Raw genomic sequence first — 19,140 nt, forward strand, 5'->3', positions numbered from 1 at the left:
CCTTCATATTTGACGCTGTATTTAACTGCCACACCCCTAACCTATGTCTGCTACCAAGTCTTCTCTTCATACCTCAGGCACAGCTAAGTGTTAAATCTGACTGCTAAATTCAATACACAATCTAGCAAGAAGTAACATTTGTTTATTTTTCACTCATAATTGAGTCATTTTGTAAAGTCGCCAAACTCCTACTTCACTATGGCAACAGCCTGATGAACGGATCGGGTAAATTAAGATAAGTAAAGAAAACGCTTTGAACTAAATGGCAGCTCTAAGCTTACAAGAAATTTCTACTCAGTTAGAAAGTCCAAATTTACGCGATCGCATGGTAGCCCTTGCCAATCTGCGTCATGTAGCCCCTGAGGATGCAGTCCCTTTGATTAAAAAGGTACTGGATGACGAATCTTTGCAACTGCGATCAATGGCAATATTTGCTCTTGGAATCAAGCCGACGGCTGAATGTTATTCAATTTTGGTCAGAATCCTCGAAAATGACCCAGATTATGGGATACGCGCTGATGCGGCTGGTGCCTTAGGATATTTGGGTGATGCCAGAGCCTTTGAAGTGCTTTCACGGGCATTTTATGAAGATACTGATTGGCTAGTACGCTTTAGTGCAGCCGTTTCTCTAGGTAACATTAAAGACCCCCGTGCCCGTCAAATTCTACTTCAGGCATTGGATAGCAAAGAAGTAGTGTTGCAACAAGCTGCAATCTCTGCACTGGGAGAAATTCAAGACATTGAGTCTGTAGATCAGATTCTGCGCTTCGCCCAATCAGATGATTGGTTAGTAAGGCAGCGTTTAGCAGAAGCTTTGGGTAATCTTCCTACTCCCAAGAGTGTCTCAGCTTTAAAATATCTGGAAAAAGACAATCATTTCAACGTTGCTGAGGCAGCCAGGATTGGTCTTAAGAAGCTTGAGGAAATAGGCAATCAAGCTTAAGATTAAAGTTTCCTGCTACCTTTTAATAATAATTAAGTGGGAATTTTAGCATTTTGATGCAGGGTAATTTTATTCATGAATATTGAAGAGTTTTTTGAGTTAAGTGCTGGTAAATGGTTTTCTCATCGTACTAGTCAACATTTGGCTTTTAACCAATCTGAACATAGCAAGTCAGACATCATAATTGAGACTCTGGCAATAGATGATCCAGAAGTGATCAAACTGTGTCAACAGTACAAAGTTAATCCTAGTTCCGCCTCTTGTGCTGCCAAAATTAGCTGGAACGGCACAATGGAAAAGGATCAAGTAAAACACAGTGGTTCAACTGTGTTGGTTTCGGTAACTGATGCAGATAATCCAGCTGAAGGTAAGTTACTGCGGGAAATAGTTGATGCCGATAAAACCCCAGTTGCCGGACACTATAAATTTGACAGTGATGGTGCCTTAATTCTAACTATAGAGGATGAAACCATGTGGTTAGAGGAGCGCCTGTGGTTTGCTAGCCCCAATTTGCGAATGCGGGTAAATGTCCTCAAGAATTTTGGTGGATTTAGTATCACTTCCTTCACTTCTGAGATTCGCATGGGTGGCTTTCCCCCAGCTGTGAAGGCTTCTGAGGCAGCTAATTCAGTATCGAGTTAGTTTTATGTAAAGGAGCCACTGCCTTGCGCGGCTTTCCCGCAGGGTACCTAAGTGGCGTTGTATCATGCCGCTCTCTTGTACACCATACTAGATTTTAAGTGCGTTAGGACTAATGTCCATAACGCACCCTTGTATAAGTTCAAATAACAAAATACCAAGCTATGGTTAATTACATAGTTGAGAAAAATTGAGAGATATTTCTCTTTGCGTTGATACTTTTTAAATTTGCAAAAAGTTAGCGATCGCCTGCGGTAATGGCAAAATAATTACAATCAACAAAGCCATTGCCAGTAATCCCCAAATGTCACGTTTGTTATCCAATTCAGTGACATCATTCAGTGCAGGTTCATCAATCAACGGCATAAATAATAAGATAATTGCCCACACCAAAAATTCTTCTCGAACTAAAGAAAGTAATAGCAAGAGGACGCGAGCAATTTGACCAATTACAATCGCAGTTCGTTGTCCAAACATCGCATGGACAATGTGACCGCCATCTAGTTGTCCCACAGGCATTAAATTTAAGGCTGTAACAATTAGTCCTAAAAAACCAGCTACTGCAACTGGATGCAAATCAAGGGCTGATTGTGCTGTCAACTGACTACCCAAGGCTAACTTCGAGAGTAGCGCTAGTAAAATGGAATACTTGGGATTAAGGGCATCAGGATTTAAAAGCCGGGTTTTTTCAGTGATGGAAACCACGTCAGAATGAGCTAAACCCCATATTAGTAATGGTAAAGTCACGACAAAGCCAGCAATTGGACCAGCAATACTAATGTCAAATAAAGCTTTGCGGTTGGGAATAGGACTACGCATTTGAATAAATGCACCAAAAGTTCCCAAGAAGAAAGGGATAGGAATAAAGTAAGGCAACGTTGAGCGAATCTTGTAAAATTTAGCTGTCAAATAATGCCCAAGTTCGTGAATGCCTAAAATAGTCATCAATCCTAAGGCATAGGGTAATCCCTTGAATAGGACATCTGGGTTAGATATAACTTTCAGCAAAGAGCCAATTTCCCATAGAGGCGGAAGAGCAACACCAGCAATTTCTATCCCCACTAAGGTAGTAGTTAGCAAAGTAGCTACTAGTAGTAGAAGTGCTAATCCTGGTCGAGTTAACCGTTCTTGGTCGCGTCGTGGTGTATTTCTCTCTTTAGCAGCTTGAACGTTGGGAACCAGCACAAAGAAAGGTTTCTCATTTAAACCTTCTTGAAAGATCAGCAGGAAGCGATCGCCAAATTGTGCTTCAATATTAGTCTTAATCTGCTGATAAGCGTTGCTGGCTTGAGTTCGCAACTGACCACGGCAAATCACAGCTTGTGGTCGATACTCAATATTTTGAACGTAGTATACAGACCAAGGAAAACAATTTCGCAGTTGAGTTTCTTCCGTAGGCTCAATGGGACGCACTATTGGTTCTGCGGGAGGCTGGATAGTCGGCTGTGATTCTGAGCCTTGGGCTTGGGTTTCGGTCTGTGTATCTCTTGGCACTCGCCGTCCCCATTGAAATAACATCCAGTACAACAGTGTGGAGGCAAATAATGACCAAATAATCAGCGCTGGCGGCGGAGGTTGTTTTGCTCCATACATCAGCGTCCATCCACTCAACAGAAATGCTGGTGTCATTAAAACCAGCCACAACAACCATACTGGCGTCCGGGTGATCTGAGCGACGCTATGCTGCACCATTAAATAAGTAGCTAGCCCCAGTAGGATGATAAACAGAAACCAAAATGCCATGTTATCTTCAGTAATTTTGACAAAACGCCCCACCAGTAGCCTCAGCACCATAGCATTAACTACAAGGCAGACCTCAAATCCTAATTTTTTTCACAACGGTTAACAGTCCTGGTTAACGCTCAAGTTTCAATTCTTTAGAATTTCCACACTGCAACCAGATTGTCCACAACTCCTCAGTTTCGGTTCTTTGATCATGTGCCCTTTACCTCAACAGCCAAGTCATACAACTAAGCCACCACGGGCTGTCTTCCCTAACGAAGTTCCTAGCGGAGGTTCTATGCAATCGGACTTCGCACAAGAGAGCATTTTTGCTTTTCCACCCAATCGGGACACATTAGGAGGAACCTCTTATCTTATTGTAAGAAATGAAGGCAATATCCTCATAGACTGCCCGGCTCTAGACCAAACAAATCAAGATTTTTTAGGAACGCATGGAGGCGTGCGTTGGTTGTTTCTCACCCATCGAGGTGCTATTGGCAAAACTGCTGAAATTCAGCAAGTGTTTGGCTGCGAAATCTTGATTCAAGAGCAAGAAGCTTATTTATTACCAGGCTTAACCCCAACTACCTTTAGTCAAGAATTTACACTTGATGCATCAACACAAGTGATTTGGACACCAGGTCATTCTCCTGGCTCATCTTGCCTATACTACAGTGAACTTGGAGGTATATTGTTTTCTGGTCGCCACTTAGTTCCTAATCAGCAGGGTAAAGCAGTACCATTACGGACAGCCAAAACCTTTCACTGGCCCCGACAAATTAACAGTCTTCGGTTATTATTAGAACGTTTTACACCAGAAACTCTCAGATACATTTGTCCGGGAGCTAATACAGGTTTTCTTAGAGGCAAGCGTGTCATAGATCAGGGTTATCAACACATTGCATCTCTGGATTTACTAACTTTGCTGCGGATACAGCCCCTAATTTAACATTGGTGGTTTTTGATACTGGTGCAAAATATAAGTTAAGGAAGATATTGTCTGGGGAATTCTAGCGTTAGACAAGGAATTCTAGTAAAAAGTTATGAGCGCAAAAATTGATGGAACTGTAAGAATCGCTGGCTACGAAATTATAGAGCAACTTTATTCTGGTTCTCGCACCCAAGTGTATCGGGCAGTACGAGAATGCGATCGCCTACCAGTTGTCATCAAGCTCTTAAAACGAGAATACCCCAGTTTTAGCGAATTAGTACAGTTTCGCAACCAATATGCGATCGCCAAAAACCTAGATATTCCCGGCATTATCAAACCCTACAGTCTGGAAGCTTATCAAAATGGCTATGCCCTAGTCATGGAAGACTTTGGTGGCATTTCCTTGCGGCAATTTACTCAAGGAAGACCACTGGACTTAGAGCAATTTCTTCCCATTGCCTTGCAACTGATAGACGCGCTACACCATTTACATCAACAGCGCGTCATTCACAAAGATATCAAGCCAGCGAATATCCTTATCCATACAGATACTAAACAAATCAAGTTGATTGACTTCAGTATTTCCTCGCTCTTACCACGAGAAACCCAGGAAATCCAAAGTCCCAACGGACTGGAGGGAACGCTGGCATATTTGTCGCCAGAGCAAACCGGACGGATGAACAGGGGCATTGACTACCGCAGCGACTTCTATTCATTAGGTGTAACTTTCTTTGAACTACTTAGTGGACAACTGCCCTTTGAGTCTCATAACCCGATGGAGTTGGTGCATTGCCACATTGCTAAACTTCCACCCTTCCTGTGCGATTTCAACCCCCATTTGCCCTTGATGCTGGGCGAGATAGTCCGCAAATTGATGGCGAAGAACGCCGAAGATCGTTATCAAAGTGCGCTAGGACTTAAACATGACCTAGTGACCTGCCTAGAACAGTGGCAAGAAACAGGCAAGCATACCTGGTTTGATTTGGGACAGTGCGATATTAGCGATCGCTTTCTCATACCCGAAAAACTCTACGGACGGGAATCAGAAGTGCAAACGTTACTGGAGGCATTTGGTTATGTTGCCAATGGTGGCTCCCAACTGATGCTGGTGGCAGGTTTTTCTGGCATTGGCAAAACCGCAGTCGTCAATGAAGTACATAAGCCGATCGTGCGGTGGAACGGCTACTTCATCAAAGGCAAGTATGAGCAGTTCAACCGCAACATTCCTCTGTCTGCCTTTGTGCAAGCCTTTCGTGATCTAATGAGACAGTTGCTTAGTGAAAGCGATACTCAATTAGAGCAATGGCAGAGCAAGATTTTAGCGGCAGTTGGAGAGAACGGGCAAGTTCTGATCGAGGTAATTCCTGAACTAGAGCAGATGATCGGCAAACAGCCTGCTATCGCTGAATTATCGGGCGGTGCGGCACAGAACCGTTTCAATCTACTGTTCCAAAAATTTATTCAGGTATTCGCAACAAGAGAGCATCCGTTGGTAATCTTTCTTGATGACTTGCAGTGGGCAGATTCGGCATCACTCAATTTGCTGAAGCTGTTGATGACCCAGAGTGATTGTGGCTATCTATTCATTATTGGTGCATACCGCGATAACGAGGTGTTTGCAGGTCATCCACTGATGTTAACGCTAGATGAAATTGAAAAGGTATCTTCCCCTGTAAATACTCTGGCCCTAGTTCCCTTGAGTCAAGCAGATGTGAACCATTTAATCGCCGACTCTCTCAGTTGTGCAACTGAACAAGCATTGCCGTTAACGGAGTTGGTTTATCAAAAAGCTAAAGGCAATCCCTTTTTCACGACTCAGTTTCTGAAAGCGCTACATGAGGATGGGCTGATTACCTTTGATTGGGAAGCAGGTTTTTGGCAGTGTGATGTGGTGCAAGTGAGAGCGATCGCTCTCACTGATGATGTGGTGGAATTTATGACACAACAGCTTCAGAAATTACCACCCAACACTCAAGATATTTTGAAACTGGCAGCCTGTATTGGCAATCAGTTTGATTTAGGAACATTGGCGATCATTTCTGAACAATCCCAAATCGAAGCGGCTGCAAGTTTATGGAAAGCCTTGCAGGAAGGTTTGATTCTACCCCAAAATGAAGTTTATAAGTTTTTTGTTAGGCAAGAACATCAACCAGTTACTCAAAATAATTCGGAGGTTGTTGCATATAAGTTTTTACATGACCGGGTGCAACAAGCGGCATACTCCCTAATTCCCGCCGATGAAAAACAACCCGTTCACCTGAAAATTGGACAGTTACTCTTGAGTAACACCCCCAAAAGCAACTGGGAAGAACGAATTTTTGAAATCGTCAGTCAACTCAATGTTGCGGCTGAATTGATTGCCCAATCCGCAGAACGTCAAGAATTGGCACAATTTAACCTGATGGCAAGCCGCAAGGCAAAAGCGGCAACTGCCTATAATGCTGCCTGCAAATATGCCCAGATAGGCATCGGGTTACTCGTCCAAAATAGTTGGCAACATCAGTATGAGTTGACCTTAGCACTCCATCAAGTCGCCACAGAAGCCGCCTATCTAAGCGGTGATTTAGAGCAGATGGAAGCTAATGCCTGTCTTATTCTCAACCACGCCAAAACCCCATTAGATCAAATCAGCGTTTATGAGGTGAAAATTGAGGCATTCACTGCCCAAGGTCAGTTTGCCCAAGCGATCGCAGCGGCACTTGCCATCTTAAAGCAATTGGGAGTGGAACTGCCCATAGCGCCTACCCAAGACGACGTGGCCGCTGGCTTTAATACCGTCTCAGATGTGATTGGAGAGCGGTTAACTGCCGAGTTACTCAACCTCAGCGAACCAAAGGATGCAAACATCCTGGCGGCGGCTCGAATTTTGACATCGGTAGCACCCTGCGCTTATCTGTTTCAGCCACTGCTGTATTTACTGGTGATTTTAAAAAAGGTTTATCTGTCCGTCGTGTATGGCAATGAGTCAACCTCAACCTTTAGCTATGTCTCTTATGGGATATTAATGTGTGGTGTGTTCGGAAACGTTGAATTAGGTTATGAATTTGGTCAGTTAGCCCTCGACCTGCTATCACGTTATCAAAATTCCGAATTTAAGGGGAAAACTTTATTACTAGTCTATTTATACACAAGGCATTGGAGAATGCACTTGCGTGAGACATTACATCCCTTGCAGATGGCCTATTGTAGTTGTTTAGATGTGGGCGATTTGGCTTTCGCGGGCTACTCAGCGTATAACTACGGTTTTTACTCCTATTTTGCCGGACAAAATTTAACACGACTAGAGCCGGAAGTTGCTGGATATTGTGAAGCGCTCAAGCACCTCAAGCAAAATCTAACTCTGACTTATTCCCAGTTAATTCGACAAATTCTGCTCAATTTAATCGGCGATGCAGATAACGTCGTGGTGTTGAGCGGTAGAGCCTACAATGAACAGGATCAACTTCCATTACATGAAGCAGCGGGCGATCGCACCGGATTAGCATTGCTGTGGATTAACAAACTAGTTGTGTCCTATTTGTTTTCAGAGTTTCAACAAGCCACAGAAGAGGCTAGGCAGGCAAGACAGTATTTGGATGCTGTCCTTGCTTTTTTATATGTACCCATTTTTCATTTCTATGAGTCTTTAGCTCAATTAGCATGGATTGAGCAACTTTCAACACCAGAACAGCAGCAAATGAAGGAATGTATTGCTGCCAACCAAGAAAAACTCAAATACTGGGCAACTCATGCGCCGATGAATTTCCGACACAAATTTGATTTGGTGGAAGCCGAGCGGCAGAGGGCTTTGGGTAACAAAGCCGAGGCAATAGATTTGTACGATCGCGCCATCATTGGAGCCAAAGAAAACGATTACATCCAGGAAGAAGCGTTGGCCAATGAACTGGCAGCTAAATTTTACCTCGATTGGGGTAAACAGCGCATTGCCCAGGAATACATGACCGAAGCCTACTATGGCTATGCTCGTTGGGGCGCTAAAGCCAAAGTTGCGGACTTGGAACAACGCTATCCCAAACTCCTTGCCCCCATCTTAGAGCAAACCCGTTCTCCCCTGTCCACGAACGAAACTATCTTCACATTGGGGAGTGTCACCTCCACCAGTTCTGCCACTTTCAGCAGTGTTAGCGCCTCTTTTGCTTTAGATTTAGCTGCCATTCTCAAAGCTTCTCAAAGTATTTCTGGGGAAATCGAACTCGAAAAGCTGCTCTCAGCACTGCTGCATATCGTCATCGAAAATGCGGGAGCTGATAAGTGTGTTTTCATGCTTTTGGAGTCAGATCGTTTGCTAATTCAGGCGTTAGCACAGCTTTCCCTGAGTAGTGTACGGAACCAGACTGTCAACATCGATTTTTATCCAATGTTGCTCAACCCAGAGCCTGTTGAAGACTCTCAGGATGTGCCAGTTGGCTTAATTAATACCGTCAAACGCAGCTTACAACCAACAGTGATTATTGATGCCACGGTGCATCCTCAATTAATTAATGACCCGTATATTCAGCAACAGCAGCCAAAAAGCATCTTGTGCAGCCCGATTTTGCATCAGGGTAAGTTGCTAGGCATATTGTATCTGGAAAACAATTTGGCAACCGCAGCATTTACCAGCGATCGCGTCGAACTGCTGAACTTACTTTGCGCCCAAGCTGCAATTTCTCTGGAAAATGCCCGACTTTATCAAAATTCCCAGAAATATACTCAAGAGTTAACACAATCTCTAGCAAAATTGCAGGCTAGTGAAATTCGCTTCCAAAATTTGGCGAATAATATTCCCGGTATGGTGTACCAATTCCGTCTGGCAGTCGACGGTTCAGCTTCAACACCCTACGTTAGCTCTGGCTGTTTGGATTTGTATGGATTAGAGCCAGAGTTGGTGATGGCAGGAACGCATAACCTTTACGCCATGAATCATCCTGAGGATCAACCAGCTATTGCCCAAGCGATCGCTTACTCTGCCCAAAATCTGACACCCTTTGAGCAAGAATGGCGCATTATCCTGCCTTCAGGAACCGTGAAATGGATTCAATCTGCGGCTCGGCCAGAGCGACAAGCCGATGGCTCAATTTTATGGGATGGGGTGGTGATTGATATTAGCGATGTCTACGAGGAGCTTCGCTTACGCAAACAGGCCGAAGCATCTCTAGCTAAAGAACGAGAGTTTTTGAATGCGATCATTCACAATATTACAGATGGGATTGTTGTTTGTGATGCTAATGGCAAATTGACTCTATTTAACAAAGCAACTCGTGAATTTCATGGCTTACCAATAGAATCATTACCACCAGAACAATGGACAGGACATTTCGATCTCTATCAACCTGATGGTCAAACACCCCTATCAAAAACGGAAATTCCTCTGTTTCGCGCCTTACAAGGGGAAATCGTCGAAAATGCCGAAATGGTAATTGCACCAAAGCATGGTTCTAAAAGAATTTTATTAGCCAGCGGACAAGCGATCTTCGATTCATCGGGCCACAAAATCGGTGCAGTAGTTGTAATGCGAGATATTAGCGAGCGCAAAAAAGCTGAACTTGCCTTGCAACAAAAATCACAAGACTTAGAACAAGCACTAACCGATCTGCAAAATGCCCAATTACAAATTGTTCAAAGTGAAAAAATGTCAGCATTAGGCAATTTAGTTGCTGGGGTAGCTCACGAAATGAATAATCCCCTCGGTTTTATTGCTGCCAGTCTCAAACAAGCTAAACCTACTATTGCTGATATTGTTGAGCATTTAAAACTCTATCAAGAAAACCTGCCCAATACGAGTGATAAAATTCTTAACCACGCCGAAGAAATCGACTTGGATTATAGCTTAGAAGACTTGCCCAAGATGATTGATTCTATGAGTATGGCGTGCGATCGCCTAAAAAGTATCAGCACCAGTTTACGGACTTTCTCGCGTGCCGATAAAGATTATAAAGTACCGTTTAATATTCAGCAAGGCATCGACAGCACGATTTTAATTTTGAAACATCGTCTCAAAGCTAATGAGCAACGTCCAGCAATTGAAGTGATAACTGAGTACACCAATTTACCTCAAGTTGAGTGCTTTCCTGGACAATTAAATCAAGTATTTATGAATATTTTAGCAAATGCCATTGATGCTTTAGAGGAATCAAATATTGGACGAAGCTTTGACGAAATTAAAGCAAATCCGAACTGCATTACAATTACAACTACTGTAGAAAATAATCTAGTTAAAATTACAATTGCCGATAATGCTAAGGGGATGTCTGAAGAGGTAAAACAAAAAATATTTGACCATTTATTTACTACGAAAGCTATCGGCAAAGGAACAGGATTAGGATTAGCGATCGCCCGCCAAATTATTGTAGAAAAACATAGCGGAGCGATCGAGGTGAATTCTCAACTTGGCGACGGAACTGAATTTGTAATTCAGCTACCATCTAACACCTAACCCCAGACTTTTTATGTCTTTCCCGCCACCACGGAGTTTTTAACTAAAATTCCCATTGCTGCTTGATATTGCAGATCCGCTTCGGTACCAATCTGTTCACGGGTGATGGCTGCTTGGGAAATCACTTTATCTGGCTTAATACCTAATTTGTTAATATCCCGGTGTTGAGGAGTTTCATACTTAGCAATTGTGACTGCCAAACCCGAACCATCTGATAATTCAAATAAAGATTGAATTAGACCCTTTCCAAAAGTGGTTTCACCTACTAACTGGGCACGACCGTTATCTTGGAGTGCGCCGGCGAGAATTTCACTAGCACTAGCAGTCCCTTGATTCACTAAAATAACCAGAGGATCGTTTGTTAGGGCTGGCCCAAAGGCTTCAAAACTACCTTGAATGCCTTGTCGATTAACAGTGTAGACAATCGTGCCGGAATCTAACCATAGACGAGCAATTTCAATTCCTGATTGCAATAGTCCCCCAGGATTATTTCGTAAATCCAGAATGTAGGCAGCAGCGCCTTTTTTTTCTAGACTAGAAATAGCATGTGCCAATTCCGTTGAGGCGTTGGCATTGAATTGAGTGAGACGAAGGTAGCCTATGGGCGTACCCTCAGTGGAAACACGCAATTCGGAGACCACAGGATTTAGGGCAATGCGATCGCGTGTCAGTCTAATTTCCGTTTCTGCCTCTCCATCCCGTTCGATGAGGAGAGTGACAACGCTACCACTCGGCCCGCGCATTTTAGTCGCAGCTTCATCTAGGGTAAGATTTTCTGTGGAAACGCCTTCAATTTTGAGAATGCGATCGCGTGGTCTAATCCCTGCTTTATCTGCTGGCGAACCTGCTATGGGAGCCACTACTTCCAACTTCCCAGTCTCAGGATTCAGGGCAATTTGCAATCCTACACCAGTCAGTTCCCCAGAAGTATTGACCTGTAAGCTGCGGTACTGTTCCGGGTCTAAAAAACGGGTAAAAGGGTCATCGAGGCTCTTGAGCATCTTCACAATTGCCGCATAACTGGCATTTGAGTCCGACAACGGCTTCTCCAAAACCTTTTGCCGCACAGCCGCCCAGTTTTGATGATTAAATGTCTCATCTAAATAAGTACGATTAACAATTCGCCAAACTTCGGAAACCAGCTTTTGTTCGCCCGTCAAAGCGATTGCTGGCTGGGTGAGCGTACCAAACCCCAACCAAAACGCCATTAACAACGAAAATCCAACCTGAAAGACTTGTTTGTTCATGAACCCCATTATCAATTCCACCTCAACACAAATTGCCTAGAAATGCCCACTTCCCCTGTTGTTGATGAAATCTATCTCTCGATTATGTTACTTTTTTTATAGAAGTGGTGCATTTCTCTCATCAAGTTGTTCAGTCAACTGATGCGTTGTATCCACTCACCAAAGGATAAAATCTACTTTGTGTCCACCATTTTCTGTGCAGGGGCGTAAAGAGATCGCAATATATTCCTTCTTTACAGAGTGTAAAGTTTCTGAAGACTCTTAGCACGCTGAAAGCTGACAAGCTTTCCAAAAAACTCGCCTTTACTAAAATCCCAAAATTGCTAATTGGGAGAGAAGTCTGAGAGGCGGCTTCTGAGAAGTCCGTAGACAATTCTGCTGTTACTCTAGCCTGCGGTAACCCCTTGGGCGAACCCGCAGGATGTCGAGGCTTGGAACCATCAGAATTTTAGTCGCCAATTTAGTACTTCGGGATTTATCAACCGCAACCGACTTTTAGGAACTTGAGATTGTATGGCCAACGTTTACGACTGGTTTGAGGAACGCCTGGAGATTCAGGCACTCGCCGAAGACGTCACTAGCAAGTACGTCCCTCCCCACGTCAACATCTTCTACTGCCTGGGTGGAATTACCCTGGTTTGCTTTCTCATCCAGTTTGCTACTGGATTTGCCATGACGTTCTACTACAGGCCAACAGTAACTGAAGCTTTCTCCTCAGTGCAGTACATCATGACTGAAGTAAACTTCGGTTGGCTAATTCGCTCCATCCATCGCTGGTCTGCCAGCATGATGGTATTGATGATGATTTTGCACGTCTTCCGGGTTTATCTTACAGGTGGTTTCAAAAAGCCCCGCGAACTGACCTGGGTAAGTGGTGTCATCCTAGCTGTGATTACAGTTTCCTTTGGAGTCACCGGCTATTCCTTACCTTGGGATCAAGTTGGCTACTGGGCTGTGAAAATCGTTAGCGGTGTACCAGAAGCAATTCCCGTAGTTGGCGTTCTGATCTCCGACCTGCTGCGCGGCGGTTCGAGTGTTGGTCAAGCAACATTAACTCGTTACTATAGCGCACACACGTTTGTGCTGCCTTGGTTGATTGCAGTCTTCATGCTGTTTCACTTCTTAATGATCCGCAAGCAAGGCATTTCCGGTCCTTTGTAATCTCAGCTATTAGCGAAAGGCAATATTTGTCAGTTTTCAGATCAAGTCGTTTGTTCTAAACTTATGAAACAAAAGAAATTAATTGCACATAAGTTCCAAAAAACAAACACTTGTATCTGAAGCCTAAAGTTGTAGAGAACCTCCAGGCGGCAACCGGAGATAAAAAATACTGTTTGCCCCCTGTTGGTTGCCTAGTAGCTGATAGCTTTCACAAATGCTTTAATTTAACTTAAGCAGGAGAGCACATTTCAAAATGGCAACACAAAAAAAACCTGACCTGAGCGATCCTCAGTTAAGAGCCAAACTCGCTAAAGGCATGGGTCACAACTACTATGGTGAACCCGCTTGGCCTAATGACCTACTTTATGTCTTTCCAATCGTGATCATGGGTTCGTTCGCTGCCATTGTGGCTCTAGCTGTGCTAGATCCCGCAATGACAGGTGAACCAGCAAATCCTTTCGCGACACCATTGGAAATTCTACCAGAGTGGTACTTGTATCCAGTTTTCCAGATTTTGCGATCGCTTCCTAACAAACTTTTAGGAGTGTTAGCAATGGGTTCTGTACCAGTGGGTCTAATCCTCGTTCCCTTTATTGAGAACGTAAACAAGTTCCAAAACCCCTTCCGCCGTCCAGTCGCAACCACAGTATTCCTCTTCGGTACCCTTGTCACCGTGTGGCTGGGTATTGGTGCTGCCTTGCCATTGGATAAATCTTTGACCTTGGGACTATTCTAAATTAGTCGCCACAAAGTGCTTTGACGCCTGTGAGTTTCAGGAGCATAAGTAAGATTTGCTTTTGAAAAAAATTAACAGGCGTCAATTTTAATAGTTCAGATTGCATCTGGGATCTGAAATTTTGGATGGAAAAGCTATTCCAAAAATCTAAAATCACCAAAAGTCATCAAATACAAACATTTTTCACTTACTTAACGTAAGTTGCTAGTTACAACCCTCGAAATGCCAAAATCGCTCATGTTTTGTATTTTGGTACACAGAATATCCCAATTTAGATTTTGTTCTATCAGAGAAATTTTGCAGTATTCGCAAAATTTAATAACTAGCAACTTGGGTTTACTTATATTTAAGTCACAGTTAATGCTTAGCATAGTGCAGCAAGACCATCTGACGGTTAAGAGCGAACTCAGTCTCCTAAACCAGGTGCAAGAATGGTTCGAGCAATTTTGTCTGCAACATTTGTCTCAACTTGGCTGGTCAAAAACCCAACTTGATCGCCTGAATTTAGCATTAGCAGAAGGTTTTACCAACGCTGTTCGTCACGCTCATCATGCTTTACCGCCAGAAACAACCATTGAGATTAACGTTTTTCTGTGGATTGACCGACTAGAGATTAGAATTTGGGATTATGGAAAACCTTTCAATCCTGATGCGATCGCAGAGCCAGCACCAGGTACTTTGCAAGTAGGCGGGTATGGATGGTTCCTCCTGCGGCGGTTGGCTGATCGGGTTGTATACGAACGTGGTGCAGATGGTAGAAATTGCCTTCTCATTGTCAAATACTCTGTAGAAGCACAAAAGTAAAAGTGAAGCAGTCAAGGGTGAAGAAAGTTGAGAATACTTCCGATGCCAATTTTGGGTTTTAAGCAAAAGCAGAACCTATGGAAACAGTACCAGCAGTGTGCGAGGCTTTTCTTCTCTAGTAAATGCAACATTGAGGAGTAAGACAAACAGAACTTCTCCTATCAAAGATGCTTCTCTACGAGAGACTCCGCCAATGCATAGCTTCTTCCACCCTAGTTTTTAGCCACTCATCTTAAAACAGAAGCATGAGCACAAGAAGTCTCTAGTTAGATATATAGTTATTTGATTGATAAAAGTATACTCGTTTTTCAATAAAATATGGATTGAGGTAATATGTTTTTTAAGTGAAATTGCTTAGTTTTTATGAGTTTTTTGTAAAACACCAAAGAATATTGTTGTATAAAAAGAGTTAGTGAATCCAGTAAAGATAGCATTCGAGTTACACTAACTCCCTTGTTAAGATTTGTCAGCAGTGTTGAGAGCCTTATTTTTTGTTCTCCAACAAGTGCAATTTTGTGCTTAAAGAGATAGAGGGAATAGGGGGAAAAAATATGACTAAGACAGCCCTAATTACAGGAATAACTGGTCAAGATGGCTACTATCTCAGCCATCTGCTGCTCAACCGGGGTTACCGAGTTGTAGGATTAGTACCCCCGCATCGACAACCTAATTTGACAAAACTGGGAACACTGGCAAATCAAGTAGAAATTTTTACGGTTGACTTGAGGGATAATGCAGCACTGTTTACCGCAGTTGAACAGCTGCGTCCCCAAGAGATTTACAATTTGGCGGCTCCTAGTTTTGTACCCGACTCTTGGAACGACCCATTGGGAACCCTGGATCTAATAACTGGTACGGCTACCAGGCTTTTGGAAGCAGTACGAAAAGTTGGTTTGTCTACCAGATTCTATCAAGCCAGTAGTTCAGAAATGTTTGGCGATGTATTTATTTCGCCTCAAGATGAAGAAACCCCTTTTCGTCCTAAAAATCCCTATGCTGCGGCCAAGATGCACGCCCACTGGACTATGGTGCATCACAGACAGCGCTATGGACTATTTGCCTGTAGTGGAATTTTATATAATCACGAGTCTCCTCTACGCGCTCCTCAGTTTGTTACACGCAAAGTTTCTTTAGCTGCTGCATCGATTAAATTGGGTTTGACTGACACCTTAGAAATGGGTAATCTGGATGCAAAACGCGATTGGGGTTTTGCGGGTGATTATGTAGAAGCAATGTGGCTAATGTTGCAAGTTGACGAACCAGAAGAATATGTGATTGGCACAGGTAAACTGCACAGTGTAAGAGATTTAGTTGCCACAGCCTTTGAGTCTGTCGGCTTGAATTGGACGCAGTATGTAGTTATAGATACTAGCTTATTGCGACAAGATGAGCATTTTCAACTAGTAGCTAACCCCAGTAAAGCTAAAAGAAACCTCGACTGGGAACCCCAAGTGAGCTTTGAGGAACTTTTGGAAAAAATGGTAAAAACAGATTTAGAGCGGTTACAAAGTGGTGCGATCGCGCCCTTACCGCGAGTGTAAATAACCTAACATGCACATCACTACAGTGACAAAAAACCTCAAGTTAGGTGATAAAGTTAACAAAGAAACTAACCATGTCTTCGTGTTTTTAGAAATTTTTGCCCACGAAGGTGGTATTCAATCATATATAAAAGATATTTTTCGCGCCTATCTGGGATTAAGCCAAACCTACAAGGCAGAAGTCTTTTTGCTGCGAGACAGTCCTGATAGTTTAAATCCGTTTGAAGACGAGAACTTAAAATTTCATTACTTTAAAAATCAGTCTCCCCAAATAGGGAGACTGCAAATGGCAGCAGCTTTACTTAAATGTCTGTTGCAAAGCCGTCCACAGCAAGTTTTCTGTGGCCATATTAACTTAGCAGTATTAGTACAAACTCTTTGCCAGCCCTTGGGGATTCCTTACACCGTACTAACTTACGGTAAAGAAGTCTGGGAGCCGCTGAAAAATCAAGAACGCCGCGCCCTGACATCAGCAGCTGGAATTTGGACAATTAGTCGCTACAGCCGCGATCGCGCTTGTGCTGCTAATGGTCTAAACTCGAAAATGGTACAGATGATGCCTTGTGCAATTGATGGGGATAAATTTACTCCTGGTTCCAAGCAGCCAGAATTAGTTCAGAAGTATGGCTTAACTAGCGCTAAGGTGTTAATGACAGTAGCGCGGTTATGGTCAGGAGATATTTACAAAGGTGTAGATGTAACGATTCGGGCATTACCACAAATAGCTCAGGTTTTCCCAGAAGTGAAATATTTGGTAATTGGTCGTGGTGATGACCAACCGCGATTGGTGCAGCTAACAAAAGATTTAGGTGTAAGCGATCGTGTTGTGTTTGCTGGTTTCGTTGCTACAGAAGAATTAATGGAACATTACCGCCTTGCTGATGCCTATATTATGCCTTCGCAAGAAGGCTTTGGCATTGTTTATCTAGAGGCAATGGCTTGTGGAGTACCTGTATTATCCGGTGACGACGATGGCTCCGCTGACCCCTTGCAAGATGGTAAACTGGGATGGCGAGTACCGCACCGCAGTCCTGATGCTGTAGCAGCTGCTTGTATAGAAATGCTTCAAGGAGATGACCAGCGCTGTGATGGAGAGTGGCTACGAGAACAAGCGATCGCTCTGTTTGGCATAGATGCCTTCCAACAGCACTTGCAAAAAATGCTTGTATCCTCAGTGATGAAGTCCAAATGACAAATGACAAATGACCAATGACTAAAATAGCTATCCTAGAAGGAGAGCAGGACGACATTTAAAAAATGAGCTTTAAGTCATTTCAATTGAATCTTTTAAATCTCCGCCCTTGGCTCACCCTGCTGGCAGTTATTTGGTTGCTGGCATCACTGGGCTTGGGTTGGTTGGTTAATTCATTGCTAATTATTTTCGGGTTGCTGTTGTTAGCACCTATTGTGGCTTTTTTTGGCTTTCGTTGGTGGCTGCAACGCAACTTGATTGCTGACCAGTGCCCCGTCTGTGAACATGAATTTACAGGTTTAAACAACAGTCAGTTGCAGTGTCCTAACTGTGGCGAGTCACTGTTAGTACAAAATAGTCATTTTCAGCGCTTCACACCAGAAGGCACAATTGATGTCACTGCTGTCGAAGTTACAGCCCAATCACTGGAAGATTAGTTATTGGTCATTGGTCATTAGTCATTAGTCATTAGCAAAGGATAAATGATTAATGACTATTTATTTTTTTGCGAGATCGAGAGGATGTAGCGATACTCTTGTTTGGATAGTTCGCCCACATACAGCGAGTATTTTCCTTCTTGCCAATAACCAGAAAGTTCTGGTTTGCCTCCAGAGTAGCTATCTGCCATTACACAAAAGCGCCCTCCAGGCCCGTCGATCAACAGCGTTGGCTTCCCTTGACTCTCTACTGTTAATCGCAAATAAGGTAGTGACTCTGTAACCTGGATAACTTGATTGGGTTCCGTAGTAATATTGCCACAGTTACTTTTGACAGTTCCGCCAGAATTTCCGTTTAAAATCAGTGGATCTGGTTGGAAATTCCGATTAATTTGGATTGTTGGTCTCTGTGCCCAATTGGCCTGGGTGAAAACCAAACTCATCGCCAAAGCTGTGGGAACAATTGCAAGTAGCCTAAGCGTTTTCATTTTAATTAGTGCTCCAGATTTTTTTAGAGCAATATTGTTATACAGTCTGATTTAATTGACGACATCAATCTATCTTGGTTCCAAAAGCTAGCGTATAACCTAATACCATTGAGTTAAGGATTTTTTGTAAATATTTTGATGTGTGTAGAGACGTTGCAAAGTAATGTTTTTAGCTCGGTCATGCAAATTACCTCATCTATGATGTTTGGTGGCGATCGCTTTTCTAGAAAAATATGTCACCAGTATAATTAGCTTCCATTAATAAAGTTTTATTTTTTACATATTAAATAGGTAATAATATTGAATAAAAAATATGTGTTAGCAGATAACAAGAAAAAAACATAATTTTTACCTGCCAGAAAGGTATTGCACACACAGACATTAGCTAAAATCACTAAGACAACCACCAAAAATAGAATTTGGTTGGTCTGTTGTGGAATAAGTGACATAGCTGAGGTAGAAAAGATTGATGAATCCTCAAAGAGAAGAAGACTTGCAGCGTCGCCTCAATAACCTAGAGGCAGAGATTAATTCTTCGCCTAAAGTGGTTCCCCAACCACAAGAGCAAAAACAGATGCCTCAGTCTGTTTTTGCCAAGTTTAACTTGCAACTGGAGCGATTTCAGATTTGGTTTAACAGTTTATCTGGGGTGAAAAAACTAGTAGTTTCGGGTGTGACGGTGCTAGTAGGCTTGGCATTGCTGCAAGCAGTGTTTAAACTGGTTGCATCTGTAATCAGTCTGGCACTTTTGGCAGTGTTAGTGTATGTTGGATACAAATTTTTTGTGTCTAGTAGCTTTCAACGTAAGTAATAAGCTGATATGCATTTACTTTGCACTCTGCCTAGAGTCAGGAGCCAGAATGCAAAAGGCTCCTGACTTATGA

General features: G+C 43.0%; 14 protein-coding genes. 11 read left to right on the forward strand and 3 right to left on the reverse strand.

What is annotated here, in order from left to right:
* Positions 1 to 262: 262 nt before the first annotated feature.
* Positions 263 to 943: a HEAT repeat domain-containing protein gene (locus tag H6G92_RS24600; protein ID WP_190896698.1), complete on the forward strand. Its 681-nt coding sequence runs from the start codon at positions 263 to 265 to the stop codon at positions 941 to 943.
* A gap of 75 nt (positions 944 to 1,018) precedes the next feature.
* The gene (locus H6G92_RS24605) at positions 1,019 to 1,585 is read left to right on the forward strand and encodes a phycobiliprotein lyase (RefSeq protein WP_190896700.1); all 567 of its coding nucleotides are present in this window, start codon (positions 1,019 to 1,021) and stop codon (positions 1,583 to 1,585) included.
* A 219-nt stretch (positions 1,586 to 1,804) separates the two neighbouring features.
* Here the strand turns inward: H6G92_RS24605 and H6G92_RS24610 are convergent, their stop codons facing one another.
* Positions 1,805 to 3,325, reverse strand: coding sequence for a site-2 protease family protein (locus tag H6G92_RS24610; RefSeq protein ID WP_190896750.1), 1,521 nt, complete (start codon positions 3,323 to 3,325; stop codon positions 1,805 to 1,807).
* A 193-nt stretch (positions 3,326 to 3,518) separates the two neighbouring features.
* Between H6G92_RS24610 and H6G92_RS24615 the strand changes: the two genes are divergently transcribed.
* Both H6G92_RS24615 and H6G92_RS24620 read left to right on the forward strand, forming a co-directional pair.
* Positions 3,519 to 4,253, forward strand: coding sequence for an MBL fold metallo-hydrolase (locus H6G92_RS24615; protein ID WP_190896702.1), 735 nt, complete (start codon positions 3,519 to 3,521; stop codon positions 4,251 to 4,253).
* Positions 4,254 to 4,347: 94 nt separating this feature from the next.
* A complete protein-coding gene (locus H6G92_RS24620) occupies positions 4,348 to 10,650 on the forward strand; it encodes an ATP-binding sensor histidine kinase (RefSeq protein ID WP_190896704.1) in 6,303 nt (2,100 codons plus the stop codon).
* A gap of 11 nt (positions 10,651 to 10,661) precedes the next feature.
* On the opposite strand, the gene ctpA is transcribed toward H6G92_RS24620, so the two are convergent.
* Entirely contained in the window at positions 10,662 to 11,906 is a 1,245-nt protein-coding gene (ctpA, locus tag H6G92_RS24625; protein ID WP_190896706.1) for a carboxyl-terminal processing protease CtpA, read from the reverse strand.
* Positions 11,907 to 12,410: 504 nt separating this feature from the next.
* Here ctpA and petB point away from each other — a divergent pair.
* From petB to H6G92_RS24655, 6 genes are all read left to right on the forward strand, one after another.
* Positions 12,411 to 13,058: a cytochrome b6 gene (petB, locus tag H6G92_RS24630; protein WP_179064867.1), complete on the forward strand. Its 648-nt coding sequence runs from the start codon at positions 12,411 to 12,413 to the stop codon at positions 13,056 to 13,058.
* A gap of 253 nt (positions 13,059 to 13,311) precedes the next feature.
* Positions 13,312 to 13,794: a cytochrome b6-f complex subunit IV gene (petD, locus tag H6G92_RS24635; protein ID WP_174710778.1), complete on the forward strand. Its 483-nt coding sequence runs from the start codon at positions 13,312 to 13,314 to the stop codon at positions 13,792 to 13,794.
* A 360-nt stretch (positions 13,795 to 14,154) separates the two neighbouring features.
* A complete protein-coding gene (locus tag H6G92_RS24640) occupies positions 14,155 to 14,598 on the forward strand; it encodes an ATP-binding protein (protein WP_190896708.1) in 444 nt (147 codons plus the stop codon).
* Between the two features lie 551 nt (positions 14,599 to 15,149).
* Positions 15,150 to 16,139, forward strand: coding sequence for a GDP-mannose 4,6-dehydratase (locus H6G92_RS24645; RefSeq protein ID WP_190896710.1), 990 nt, complete (start codon positions 15,150 to 15,152; stop codon positions 16,137 to 16,139).
* 10 nt (positions 16,140 to 16,149) lie between these two features.
* On the forward strand, positions 16,150 to 17,331 hold the full coding sequence (locus H6G92_RS24650; protein ID WP_190896712.1) for a glycosyltransferase family 4 protein: 1,182 nt from the start codon (positions 16,150 to 16,152) through the stop codon (positions 17,329 to 17,331).
* A 65-nt stretch (positions 17,332 to 17,396) separates the two neighbouring features.
* Positions 17,397 to 17,768, forward strand: coding sequence for a hypothetical protein (locus H6G92_RS24655; protein ID WP_190896714.1), 372 nt, complete (start codon positions 17,397 to 17,399; stop codon positions 17,766 to 17,768).
* A 56-nt stretch (positions 17,769 to 17,824) separates the two neighbouring features.
* Here the strand turns inward: H6G92_RS24655 and H6G92_RS24660 are convergent, their stop codons facing one another.
* On the reverse strand, positions 17,825 to 18,256 hold the full coding sequence (locus H6G92_RS24660) for a hypothetical protein (RefSeq protein ID WP_190896716.1): 432 nt from the start codon (positions 18,254 to 18,256) through the stop codon (positions 17,825 to 17,827).
* A 469-nt stretch (positions 18,257 to 18,725) separates the two neighbouring features.
* On the opposite strand from H6G92_RS24660, the gene H6G92_RS24665 reads away from it, so the two are divergent.
* Entirely contained in the window at positions 18,726 to 19,067 is a 342-nt protein-coding gene (locus H6G92_RS24665; protein ID WP_190896718.1) for a hypothetical protein, read from the forward strand.
* The last annotated feature ends 73 nt before the right edge of the window (positions 19,068 to 19,140 follow it).

Source organism: Nostoc foliaceum FACHB-393 (assembly GCF_014698505.1).
Classification (GTDB): domain Bacteria; phylum Cyanobacteriota; class Cyanobacteriia; order Cyanobacteriales; family Nostocaceae; genus Nostoc; species Nostoc foliaceum_A.